Genomic DNA, 11,718 nt, shown 5'->3' with positions numbered 1-11,718 from the left:
GTCAGGCGACGGGGGAGTGCAGGCTCGCGGTGGTCTCGGGGAAGCAGCGCGGGTCGTCCCAGAGCAGCTGGAGGTCTCTCGCCCAGTGCAGGTCCGGATCGTCGGCGGCGTCCGCGGCCAGCCGCAGTGACAGGATGTGGCGGGGGAGTTCGGCGGGCGGGACCTCGGCGACCGACACGGCCAGCTGGTCGAGGAACGCGCTGCCCGGGCAGGGCGGTTCCGCGTGCCCCGGGCAGTGCGGGTCCGTGTGCGTGGCGCGGGGACAGCCGCTCCGGGACCACAGCAGGACGGGGACGGGCACATTGAGTCCCACCTCGAAGTGCCCGCGTGCCGCCGCGGGCGGGGAGGCGTAGCCCGCCAGTCCGGCGTCGCCGTCCCACAGCCGTTTGCGCAGGCTCGGCGGGCGCTCCGCGGTGCCGCACTCCACCCGGTGCACCTCGACCCCCCGGCCGGCGGAGTCCAGCTTCTGCCACTTCTTGCGCAGCTGGTGGCGCAGCCGGCCACTGTGGTGGCGTGCGCGGTCGGTCACCACGAGGGGATAGGCGCACCCGAGGGGCGTGCTGTCCTCCGCGCCGCACTCCCAGTGCGCCACCGCCTCGTTGAGCCACTCGCGCGGCAGGACGAACGTCACCAGCTCGTCGGCGTCCGGGGCGAGCTGGGCGACGGCCTCGTCGATGCGGCGCTGGACGTAGGCCCGCACACCGGTCCGCGGCAGCCGGCCCGCGCCCACCGGGCGGCGCTGTCCGTCGCGGTACGCGGACACCTCCACGGTGACCTGGTCGGGGCCGGCGCCGCTGTGCTCGATCTCGACGACGACCGGGGCCCAGGCCGACGACACCGCAGCCGCGGCAGTGACCGTCGCCGAAGGAGCCGAAGGAGCCGAAGGAGCCGGAGGGGTCGGGGGAGCCGGGGCCTGGTCCAGCAGTTCCCCGAGGCGGGTGGCGAACCGGTTCACCGCCTCCGGATCCGGTACCTCCCACTGCACATACGCGGCGGCCGCCCACAGGGACGGGAAGCCGCCCGTGGGCAGGGGCGGCCCGAAACCGCCCACCGCGTCCACGTACAGCCGGTTCGGATCGCAGCCGCGGCCGGCGCCCGGGTCGTCCGCGCGGCCGGTGCCCGTGGCCCGCCGCAGCAGGGCGTACAGCCGCCGGCGGGCGTCGTCCCGGTGGCCGGGGGTGGGCACCAGCTCGCCCAGTTCGGGCCAGTACCGGGCCATCACGTCCAGCGGCAGCATCCGGCCCTTGCGCACGGCCGGCGCGTCCAGGGCCGCGGTGACCATGCCGGCGACCCTCCCGTCCGGCAGGGTCGCCGCCGCCCCGCTGAATCCGGCCACGAGCGGCTGCCCGTGCCCGTGCCATGCCACCAGTTCCAGCCACTCCCCGGCGATCAGCTGCCCGGAGACGGCCTGGTACTCGGCGAGGGTGCCCTCGTCGTAGCCCTCGGGGAAGCCGTACGCGATCAGCTTGGGGTACGGCTCCGTGTACGCGGCGTCGGGCGGTGCGAAGCCGGCCGGCGCGAGCGGGACGTCCCGCTCCAGTTCGAGTACGGCCACGTCACCGGGGTCGGCGACGTCACCCGCCCAGCCGCCGTGGGCGACCACCGAGGCGGACAGCTCGCCCAGCTCCCGGGCGTGCGGGAAGGAGACGGTCACCGCCGCCGTGCCGCTGCCCGCGACCACGTGGGCACACGTGAGGACCCGGCGGCCGGTGATCAGGAAGCCTGCCCCCACCTCGTGGCCGCAGGCGATCCGGGCGTGCCAGGCAGCACTGCTCATCACCGGTCGGCGGCCTCCGGGACCGGCGCGGCCTGGCCCGGCACGCTCCGCTCCGGCGCAGGCTCCGCGGGCTCCGCGGGCCGAGCCCGCTCCTCGGGCGCCGTCCGTTCCGGCTGCTGTCCGGGGGACCAGCTGAGCTTGACCACCAGGTGGCCCTCCGTGGTCCCCTTCGCGATGACGGCACCGGCCTCCGCGGACAGCCGCACACCGAACTCGATCTCCACCGCGTCGGGGCGCAGACTGCCGTCCCGGAAGACCCGCAGCGCGGCCGAGGCCGCCGCCCGTACGCCCTCCAGGGCGCCCTCGAAGGTCCGCGCCGCCTGCGCCGGCCCGTCGCCGCGCGAGACGAGGCGGGCACCCGACCGGGTGACCACGTCCTCCACCATCACCCGCGCGCCGTCCTCGGTCGTGAACTCCATCAGCCCGTCCATGGCGCCGCTCGCTCCCCCGTCGTACCTGACCGCTGAGAACTCCCATGTTACGGACGGTGCTTCGGGTGTCACACCGTTGACGGCGCGCGGCGGGGCGCCGGCCGAGGTTGGCGAGAACCCGCCTTCGCGCCGGCCCGCCCGCTCCGGCCGGCCTTCCTCTGACGCCCCCCGCCCGGCACTCTGCACAGCAGCCGACTCGCACGCGGACGCGGAAGAGGGCGTTGATGGGCGGAGAACCAGTCAGAGGCGGGGCGTGGCTGCTGGCGGCCGGGCTCGTGCTGACGCTGTCACCGGCGGCACCGGCGACGGCGACAGCGACGGCGGCACCGACGGTGACCGTGACGGCGCCCGCCGCCGTGAGGGGTGCGCCGCCGGTCCCGCGCACGACGGCCGCCGCCCGGACCGTCACCCTCGTCACCGGCGACCGGGTGACCGTCACCGGCCTCGGGCACGGCAGGCGGACGGTCACCGTGCGGCGCCCGCCCGGGGCCACCGGTGCCGTACGGACGCGGACGAGCGACGGGGACCTGACCGTCGTACCGGACGAGGCGCTGCCGTATCTGCGGGCCGGGACGCTGGACCGGCGGCTGTTCGACGTGAGCGCGCTCATCCGGCAGGGGCTCACGGACGCCGGGCCCGGCGGCCTGCCGCTGATCCTGGCGTACCGCAGGACCGCGCGCGCCGTGGTCCCGGCCGGCGCCGAGCGGATCCGCACGCTGGCCAGTGTGCGCGGGGCGGCCGTCGAGGCCGGGCGGGGGCGCACCTTCTGGCGGTCGTTCACCGCTTCGTCCGGCATCGACCGGGTGTGGCTCGACGGGCGGGTGACGGCCGGCCTGGTCGAGACCAACGCCCAGATCGGCACCCGCGCGGCCTGGGACGCGGGCCTCACGGGGAAGGGGGTCACCGTCGCCGTCCTGGACACCGGCGCCGACCTGAGCCACCCCGACCTCGCCGGCCGGGTGGGTCGGACGAGGAGTTTCGTCGACGGGCAGGACGTTCTCGACCGCAACGGGCACGGCACCCACGTCACCTCCACCGTCGGCGGCAGCGGCGCCGCCTCCGGCGGCCGGGAGCGGGGCGTGGCACCGGGTGCGACGCTCGCCGTCGGCAAGGTGCTCGGCGACCAGGGTTCGGGCAGCGAGTCCCAGATCATCGCCGGCATGGAGTGGGCCGCGCGGGACGTGCGGGCCCGGATCGTCTCCATGAGCCTGGGCACGGCGGAGGCGAGCGACGGCACCGATCCCATGGCCCGGGCGCTCGACACCCTGTCCCGGGAGACCGGCGCGCTGTTCGTCGTCGCCGCGGGCAACACCGGTGCCCCGTCCTCCATCGGCTCGCCCGGCGCCGCCGACGCCGCCCTCACCGTCGGCGCGGTCGACGCCGCTGACCGGGCGGCCCCCTTCACCTCCGCCGGCCCGCGCTCCGGCGACAACGCCCTGAAGCCCGACCTCGCCGCCCCCGGCGTCGGCGTCCTGGCCGCCCGCTCCCACCTCGCGCCCGGCGACGGCTACTACACGGCCATGAGCGGTACGTCCATGGCGGCCCCGCAGGTCGCGGGCGCCGCCGCCCTGCTCGCCGAGGAGCATCCCGGTTTCGGCGGCGCCCGACTGAAGGACGCGCTGATGTCCGGCGCGCGGCAACTGGACGCCTCCGCCTACGTGCTGGGCGCCGGACGGGTGAGCGTGCCGGACGCGGTGCGGGCGACGGTCACCGCGACCGGCAGCGCCGACCTCGGCTTCCACAGCCGGCCGGCCGGCGCCGACGAGCCGGTCACCCGGACCCTCACCTACACCGACACGTCCGACAGCCCGGCCGAGTTGAGACTGTCGGTACGGGGTGTCCCGGACGGGGTCGTGACCCTCGCCGACGACACCCTCACCGTGCCCGCGCACGGCACCGCCTCCACCACCGTCACCGGCGACGCCTCCCGGGCACCGGCCGGTGCGACCAGCGGGCAGGTGGTGGCCGTGGACGGGTCCGGCGCCACGGTCGCGCACACCGTGGTCGGGCTGGTCAAGGAGGAGCGGTACACGCTCACCGTGCACGTCGCGGACCGCGCGGGAGCGCCCGCCCCCGCCGACCTCACCGTCCAGCGGCTCGCCGCGGGCGAGGACGCCCGGCAGGCCCGGGTGGACGACTCCGGCACGCTCGCACTGCGCCTGCCGCCCGGCGTCTACGCCCTCGCCTCCTTCCTCGACGTGCGCGGCGGCCACGGCCCGGACTCCCTCGGCCTCGGCTTCCTCACGGCCCCCGAGACCGTCCTCGACCGGGACCGCGACGTCACCCTGGACGGGCGCCTGCTGCGGGAGGTGACGGCACGGGTGGACCGGCGCACCGAGACCCGCCAGCTCGTCATGGAGTACGACCGCCGGGCCGGCGGCGCCGACCTGTCCGGCGCCGTACAGGTGCCCCTCACCTACGACAGCGTCCTCGCCGCGCCCACGCCCCGGGTCACCCGGGGCACCTTCGAGTACCGGACGGTGTGGCGGCTGGCCGCGCCCCGGCTGGCGGTCAGGGGCGTCAGCGAGGCGACCGTCCAGCCGGGCGGCACCCTCGCCGCGGGCCGCACGAGACTGCCCCTGGTGGACGTGGGCGACGGACCCGTCACCGGGGTGTCCGGCAAGGCGGTCCTCGCCCGTCTCGCCGACGGCACCGATCCGGCCGCGCTCGCCCGCGCCGCCGAGGACGCCGGCGCCCGGGCCCTGTTCGTCACGGACGACGCCCCCGGCCGGCTGACGGCCTGGTGGGGCACCGACGACAACACCGACCGGCCGCTGACGATCGCCACGCTGAACCGGGCGGACGCGGCACGTCTGCGGGCGGCGGGCCGCGTCGACATGACCGGCACGCCCGACCCGCCGTACGTCTACGACCTCGCGCAGGGCCACCGGGGCGCGATCCCGGACCGGGACCTCACCTACGCGCCCGGCCACCGTGAACTGGCCGCCGTACGCGTCCGGTTCCACGCCGCCGGGCCGCGGAACGGCGACGAGTTCCGGTACTCGCTCACCGGCGCCTTCCCGGTCGCACTCGGCTTCCAGGAGAGCGTCGCCCTGCCCGCCGAGCGCACCGACTACGTCTCCACCGGCCCCGGGCAGCGCTGGCAGGAGACCGTCACGGCCGCCGACGGCGCCCTGGCGGAACGCGGCGGCCCCGTCCGCTACACCGGCGGCACCCGGCCGGAACTGGACTGGTTCGCTCCCGTGTGGCATCCGTGGCTGGGCACAGCGCTCGGCGGGGGCCAGGAACGCGCCGGGAACCGGATCCGGCTGGACACCCCCGGCTGGGGCGACTCCGGGCCCGACCACACCGGCTCCGGGGACGTGTGGAGCGGGAGCAGCGGGATGACGCAGACCACCGCCGTCCGCGTGGACGGCGCCCTGGCCGACCGGCGCACCGGCTCCGCCGTCCACGTGGAGGACGCGCCCGCCGGCGAGCACACCTACACGGTCGTCACCGACACCGCCCTGGACGCCGGCCGCTGGCCGCTCGCCACCCGGGGCCACAGCGAGTGGACCTTCCGTTCGGCGGCCACTCCGGAGGACCACTGGACCGCCCTGCCGCTGATCAACCTCGCCTGCCGCCTCGGCACCGGCCTCGCCGGGACCGTGCCCGGCGGGCGGCGGACCCCGGTCACGCTGCGCGCGGAGTACGTGGCGGACGCCCAGGGCACCGGCACGCTCGGCGGTGGCCGGCTGGAGGTGTCGTACGACGCGGGCCGGACCTGGCGGCCGGTGCCCCTGACGGGCCGGGACGCCTCCTGGCAGGGCACCCTGGCGGTGCCGCGCACCGCGACCGACGTCTCCCTGCGGGTCTCGGCGCACGACGACCGGGGCGGCTCGGTGACCCAGAGAATCGTCCGGGCGGCGGCGGTGCGCCGGCCTACGGGCGGGGCCGTCCCCCGCGGGCGGCCCCGCCCGGGTGCTCCTGATGCCCCTCGTGCGTGACGATGCCCCGGACCACCCCCTGCTCCACCAGGTCCTGCGGGCGCAGCCGCAGCTGCCCCGCGGTCGCCTCCACCTCCCCGGGCCCGCGTTTGAGGATCGCCGCGGCGAGTTCCGGGGCGATCACCGAGAAGTAACTGTCGGGTGTGGCCCAGGTGTTGCCGGGCGCCGCCAGCGCCAGGGCCCCGCCGGAGCCGCCCTCGCCGATGACGAGGGCGGTGACCGGCACCCGGGCGGCGGCCACCGCGCCGAACACCTCGGCGATCGCCGGGCCGGCGCCCTGCCGCTCCGCCTCCGCGTCGTTGGCGGCGCCCGGGGTGTCCACCAGGGTCAGCACCGGGATCCCCAGCCGGTCCGCCAGCCGGATCAGCCGGGCGGCGGTGCGGTACCCGGCGGGGCGGGTCGCCGCCCCGGTCTGCGCCGCGTACGCGACGGTACGGCCGTCCCGCTCGCCGAACCCGCACAGCATGCCGTCGGTGTCCGTGCCGCCGCACCGGTCGCCGCTGATGCCGGCCCGGTGGGTGAAGTAGGCGTCCAGGTAGGCCCGGCAGCGCGGCCGGTGCGGCGAACGGGCCCGCCGGACGGCCTCCCAGCCGGTGCCGGGCAGCCCGGCGGCGCCGAGGGCGGCCGGCACGTCCGCGGCCACGACCGGCCCGCCGTCCACGGGCGTCCCGCGCGTCAGCAGCCGCAGCCACCGGCCCAGCACCGCGCGGACCTCGGCCGGCTCCACCACCGCGTCCGCCGAGCCCGCCGCCACCTGCGCCTCGGCCGTGTAGGCCGCCGGGTCGGCGTCCGGGGGGCGGACGCGGGAGCCGGCGAAGCCGACCTGGGCGCCGGACAGGGCCAGGACGACGTCCGCGCCCGCGCCCAGCGTGGCCCAGCCGCCGCCGGTCGTCGGATCCCGCAGGACGGCGATCTGCGGCAGACCGGCCTCCCTGGTGAGCGCGGACTGACGGGCGACCCGCTGGAGCTGGGTCAGCGCGAGCATGCCCTCCTGCATCCGGCTGCCGCCGGTCGCGACGAGCGGCACGACGGGCAGCCGGTGCGCGCGGGCGTAGGTGTACGCCGCCTCCAGCCGGTCCCCGGTGCGTTCGCCGAGCGAGCCGCCCAGGAAGCCGAACTCGAAGGCGATCAGCACGGCCGGGGTGCCCGCGACGCTCGCGGTGCCGCAGACGGCCGACTCCCGCTCACCGGTGCGCTCGGCGGCGCGGGCGCGCGAGGCGTCGTAGCCGCGCCAGCCGAGCGGACCGTCCGGCCGGGACTCCGCCGGCGGCGCGGGAAGGTCACGGAAGCTGCCGGCGTCCGTGACCAGCGCCAGCACCTCCCGCGCCGGGAGCCGCCGGTCAGGCACCGGTCAGCGCCCGCTTCAGGATCTTCCCCATGTCGTTGCGGGGGAGCTGCTCCAGGTAGCGGACGACCCGGGGACGCTTGTGCGGGGCCAGCCGCCGGGCCACGTGGTCCGCCAGTTCCTCGGCGCCCGGCGGGGTCCCCGGCTCCGCGGGCACGATCCAGGCCACGATCCGCTCGCCCAGGTCGGCGTCGGGTTCCCCGGTGACCGCCGCCTCCCGCACCCCCGGATGCTCCAGCAGCGCGTTCTCGATCTCACCCGCCCCGATCTTGTAGCCGCCGCTCTTGATGAGGTCGGTGGCCTTGCGCCCCACGATGCGGACGTAGCCGTCGGGCTCGCGCACGGCCATGTCGCCGGTGCGGAACCAGCCGTCGGCGGTGTACGCGGCGGCGGTGGCGTCGGGCCGGTTCAGGTACTCCGTGAACAGGTGGGGCCCGCGCACCTGGATCTCGCCGACGCTCTCCCCGTCGTACGCGGTGATCTGCGAGCCGTCCTCCTCCACCAGCCGCAGCTCCACGCCCGGCAGCGGCACCCCGACCGTGCCCGCCCGGGCCTCCCCGTCGGCGCGGACACTGGTGTTCATCAGCGTCTCGGTCATGCCGTACCGCTCGATCACCCGGCGCCCGGTGGCGGCGGCGATCCGCTCGTGGTCGTGCACGGGCAGCGCCGCCGACCCCGAGACGAGCAGCCGGGCCCGCCCGAGCGCCTCCGCCAGCCCGGGGTCGTCCGGCAGGGCCTCGGCGATGCGGTGGTACATCGTCGGCACCCCGAACACCATGGTCGCGCCGTCGTTCAGCTCCCGGGCGACGCCCTCGGGGGAGAACCGCCCCAGGTGCCGCACCGCGCCGCCGCGCCGCAGCGGGCCCAGGACGCCCAGCACCAGCCCGTGCACATGGAACAGGGGAAGCGCGTGCACCAGGACGTCGTCCGCGGTCCACTGCCAGGCGTCGGCGAGCGCGTCCAGCGTGGTGGCCAGGGCCCGGCGGGGCAGCACCGCGCCCTTGGGCGGGCCGGTGGTGCCGGAGGTGTAGACGACCAGCGCCGGGTCACCGTCCGCGGCCTCCTCCCCGGGAACGGTGCCGGTGGCGCAGGCGTCGACGTCGATCCTGGGCAACGCGGCCAGGAGGGGAGGCAGTTGAGCCCCGGGCGCGGCGAGGACCAGCGACGGCGCGCTGTCGGACACGATGTGCGCCAGCTCCTTCTCGCCCGACCTGGGGTTCAGCGGCACCGCGGCCACCCCGGCCAGCAGCGCGCCGGTCACGGCGACGGCCGTCTCCAGCTCGGGGGTGGCCCACACGGCGACCCGTCCGGTGCCCCGCAGCCGGCCGGCGAGCGCGCCGGCGGCGCCCGCGAGTCCGCCGTACGTCAGGGTCCGCGGGCCGAACCGCAGGGCGGCCCGCCCGCCCGGACCGTCCGTCAGAGCGGGGAAGAGAGAGGACACCTGGCGCACTCCTTCACAGTCGGCACTGTCGACCGCCGGGGACGACAGCACCCTTCCTACACCAGACACCCCCGGCCCACGACCGCCCTCAGACCGGTGAGGTGTCCACCACATCGGCGACCACACAGCTGACGTTGTCCAGGCCGCCGGCCGCGTCGGCCGCGGCGATCAGCCGGTGGACCGCCGCGTCCGGGCCGGGGGCGGCCGCTAGCAGCTCCCGGACCCGCTCGTCGGGTACGACCCCGGTCAGGCCGTCGGAGCAGAGCAGATACCGGTCGCCGGGCCGGGCGTCGTGCAGCCGCAGGTCCGGTGCCGGGGTCAGGCCGCCGCCCAGGGCCTTCAGCAGGAGAGCGCGCTGGGGATGGCTGCCGGCCTCCTCAGGGGTCAGCCGGCCCTCGTCGACCAGCGACTGCACCACGCTGTGGTCATGGGTGATGCGGAACAGCTCCCCGTCCCGCAGCACATACGCCCGCGAGTCCCCGATGTGCACGAGCGCGAGCTTCGACCCCGTCCACAGCAGCGCGGTCAGCGTGGTGCCGTTCTCCCCGTCGCCCTCCGCCAGGTCCCGTACGGCCTCGCTCGCATCGCGCACGGCGTCCTCCAGCAGGTCCAGCACACCGCCCGCGGCCGGTTCCCCGCGGTCCGCCAGGCGTTTCAGCGCGGCCACGGCGGCGCTGCTCGCGGGCGCCCCCGCCGGCCCGAACCCGTCGGCGACGGCGAGCAGTCCGCGGCCCGCGTACACGGAGTCCTGGTTGGCCGGGCGGACGTGTCCGCGGTCGGAGTGAGCGTGGTAGCGCAGTTCCATCATGGTGGTGGGTGCCCTTTCCGGTTCGCCGGTCAGCTGGTCGACGAGGAACGCGGCGAGGTCCCGCCGTACGGCCGTCTCCGCCTCGACACGCGCCCAGTACGCCCGGATCTCCCGGGCCGCGTCCGCCGGGTCCAGGGCGCACACCGCCCGGATCCCGGCGAGCGGCATGCCCAGCCGGCGCAGCCAGGCCACCAGCCGGGCCCGCTCCAGCTGCGCCGTGGCGTAGTACCGGTAGCCGGTGTCCGGGTCGACCCGGGCGGGCCGCAGCAGCCGCAGCTCGTCGTAGAGCCGCAGGGCCTTGGGGGAGAGCCGGCTCGCCTTCGCGAAGGCACCGATCGTCAGAAGTTCCACGCGCACCCCGTATCTCTCGTCGTCCGCCACCGATGCTGGGGCTTCCCCGAGGGGGAAGGTCAAACGAGGTGCCGCTCGCGCGTGGTGCTTGTTAGCCTCGCAGCGCCCGCCCATCGAACCGACGTACGACAGGGAGCCCGCCGTGCCCCGCATCGCCCTGGCCACGTACGACCCCGGAGCCGTGCCGAGCAGGGACGCCGACCTGCCGCTGCTGGTACGGGCGTTGAGGGACGCCGGGGCGCGGGCGGACGCCCCGTACTGGGACGACCCGGCGGTGGACTGGGCCGGCTACGACCTCGTCGTCATCCGTTCCACCTGGGACTACAGCTGGCGGGCCGAGGAGTTCACCGCGTGGGTGGAGCGGGCCGGCGCGCTGACCCGGCTGGCCAACCCGGCGTCCGTGGTGCGCTGGAACACCGACAAGCGCTACCTCGGGGAGCTGGCGGCGGCCGGCGTGCCCACCGTGCCCACCCGCTACGCGGCGCCGGGCGAGCCGGCCGGCCTGCCCGCCGGCCACGACTTCGTCATCAAGCCGACGTCGGGCGCCGGCGCCCGGTTCGCCGCCCGTTACACGCCCGCCGAACACGACACGGCGCTCCGGCAGCTCGCGCGGATGCACACCGAGGGCCTCACGGCGATGGTGCAGCCCTACATGCCGGGCATCGACGCCACCGGCGAGCGGGCGCTCCAGTTCTTCGGCGGCCGGCTGCTGCACGCCAGCCGCAAGGGGGCCGTGCTGTCCCTGGGCACCCCGTACGACGCCGACAAGGTCGCCCATCCCGGCCTGGAGCCCTGGCGGCCCACAGCCGCCGAACTCGCCGTCGCCGAAAGGGCGCTGGCGGCCGTACCCGGCGGCGCCGCGCTGCTGTACGCGCGCGTGGACCTGGTGGACGGGGAGGACGGCGCACCCCGCCTGATGGAACTGGAGCTGGTGGAACCCAACCTCTTCCTGTGGCTCCACCCGGGCTCGCTGGAGCACGTGACGGCGGCGATCCTGACGGCGGCCGGCGCCGGTTAGCCGCGCGGCTCAGGTGACGACCGCCGTGCGCTGGAGCAGGCCCCAGGTGAACTCGGCGACCACCTCGTGCCGGGTGCCCGCCCGGTCGGGGGCGGTGAACGCCAGCCCCCAGCGGGTCGGGGCGGTGCCCTCCAGCGGGCGGGCGGGGGCGAACGCGCGGGCCGCCTCGTCCACCGTGCACGACCAGGGCGTCAGGTCCTCCAGGGCGCGCAGGTCCGGGGCGGGGGCGTCCGGCGCCCGCACCAGCCACTCGTTCCAGACTCCGCCGTCGGGCCCGACGAGGACCTCGAAGCGCAGGCCGGGCCAGAGCGGGAGGGCCCACTGCCGGGCCTCGCAGTCGACGTCGCCGAGACGGCGCGGGAGCACGCGCGCGGGTGGGCCGAGGACGGAGCGGTAGCGCGCGGCGGCGCCCCGGGACCGCGGCGAGCGGACCATGGCCTGCCAGCGCTTGTTCGTCTCCCTCATCTGAGCGAGGGAGGCGCCCAGTTCGCGGCGGGCCTCCTCGACGAGGCCGGGGTTGTGGTCGGCCATCCGGCGCAGCAGCACCAGCTGGAAGTCGAGTCGCATGGCATCCATGGTGCCCGGTCCGTTCCGTCCGCT

General features: G+C 76.6%; 8 protein-coding genes. 2 read left to right on the top strand and 6 right to left on the bottom strand.

Going from position 1 to position 11,718, the window contains the following annotated elements; genetic code table 11:
• Window position 1 precedes the first annotated feature (1 nt).
• Window positions 2–1,777 (bottom strand): trypsin-like peptidase domain-containing protein, encoded by a 1,776-nt coding sequence (locus ABZ117_RS00545; RefSeq protein WP_356816165.1) that lies wholly within the window; start codon window positions 1,775–1,777, stop codon window positions 2–4.
• Window positions 1,777–2,208 (bottom strand): CU044_2847 family protein, encoded by a 432-nt coding sequence (locus tag ABZ117_RS00540; protein ID WP_356816164.1) that lies wholly within the window; start codon window positions 2,206–2,208, stop codon window positions 1,777–1,779. The genes ABZ117_RS00545 and ABZ117_RS00540 overlap by 1 nt, the downstream gene beginning before the upstream one ends.
• Window positions 2,209–2,432: 224 nt before the next feature.
• Here ABZ117_RS00540 and ABZ117_RS00535 point away from each other — a divergent pair, with 224 nt between their 5' ends.
• Window positions 2,433–6,155 (top strand): S8 family serine peptidase, encoded by a 3,723-nt coding sequence (locus ABZ117_RS00535; RefSeq protein ID WP_356816163.1) that lies wholly within the window; start codon window positions 2,433–2,435, stop codon window positions 6,153–6,155.
• Here the strand turns inward: ABZ117_RS00535 and ABZ117_RS00530 are convergent.
• The 3 genes from ABZ117_RS00530 to ABZ117_RS00520 all read right to left on the bottom strand — a co-directional run bounded on the left by ABZ117_RS00530 (window position 6,091) and on the right by ABZ117_RS00520 (window position 10,100).
• Window positions 6,091–7,503, bottom strand: a complete 1,413-nt coding sequence (locus ABZ117_RS00530) for a carboxyl transferase domain-containing protein (protein WP_356816162.1) — start codon at window positions 7,501–7,503, stop codon at window positions 6,091–6,093. The genes ABZ117_RS00535 and ABZ117_RS00530 overlap by 65 nt on opposite strands.
• Window positions 7,496–8,941: an acyl-CoA synthetase gene (locus tag ABZ117_RS00525; protein WP_356816161.1), complete on the bottom strand. Its 1,446-nt coding sequence runs from the start codon at window positions 8,939–8,941 to the stop codon at window positions 7,496–7,498. Before ABZ117_RS00525 ends, ABZ117_RS00530 begins: the two co-directional genes overlap by 8 nt.
• 88 nt (window positions 8,942–9,029) lie before the next feature.
• The gene (locus ABZ117_RS00520) at window positions 9,030–10,100 is read right to left on the bottom strand and encodes a MerR family transcriptional regulator (RefSeq protein WP_356816160.1); all 1,071 of its coding nucleotides are present in this window, start codon (window positions 10,098–10,100) and stop codon (window positions 9,030–9,032) included.
• A gap of 142 nt (window positions 10,101–10,242) precedes the next feature.
• Here ABZ117_RS00520 and ABZ117_RS00515 point away from each other — a divergent pair, with 142 nt between their 5' ends.
• Window positions 10,243–11,118 (top strand): hypothetical protein, encoded by an 876-nt coding sequence (locus ABZ117_RS00515; protein WP_356816159.1) that lies wholly within the window; start codon window positions 10,243–10,245, stop codon window positions 11,116–11,118.
• A gap of 9 nt (window positions 11,119–11,127) precedes the next feature.
• Here ABZ117_RS00515 and ABZ117_RS00510 read toward each other — a convergent pair whose 3' ends face one another.
• Window positions 11,128–11,685 carry a hypothetical protein gene (locus tag ABZ117_RS00510; RefSeq protein WP_356816158.1) on the bottom strand — a complete coding sequence of 186 codons (558 nt, stop codon included), beginning with the start codon at window positions 11,683–11,685 and terminating at the stop codon, window positions 11,128–11,130.
• Window positions 11,686–11,718: the final 33 nt, after the last annotated feature.

The sequence above is a fragment of the Streptomyces sp. NPDC006309 genome (assembly GCF_040613095.1).
Lineage (GTDB): Bacteria > Actinomycetota > Actinomycetes > Streptomycetales > Streptomycetaceae > Streptomyces.
The sequence above is the reverse complement of the archived record's forward strand: the minus strand, read 5'-3'. Positions and strand labels throughout refer to the sequence as shown.

Excerpts from the sequence above, each read along its gene's own strand:
- ABZ117_RS00510 (WP_356816158.1), bottom strand. The coding sequence starts at position 11,685 with ATGCGACTCGACTTCCAGCTGGTGCTGCTGCGCCGGATGGCCGACCAC.
- ABZ117_RS00540 (WP_356816164.1), bottom strand. The coding sequence starts at position 2,208 with ATGGACGGGCTGATGGAGTTCACGACCGAGGACGGCGCGCGGGTGATG.
- ABZ117_RS00535 (WP_356816163.1), top strand. The coding sequence starts at position 2,433 with ATGGGCGGAGAACCAGTCAGAGGCGGGGCGTGGCTGCTGGCGGCCGGG.
- ABZ117_RS00545 (WP_356816165.1), bottom strand. The coding sequence starts at position 1,777 with ATGAGCAGTGCTGCCTGGCACGCCCGGATCGCCTGCGGCCACGAGGTG.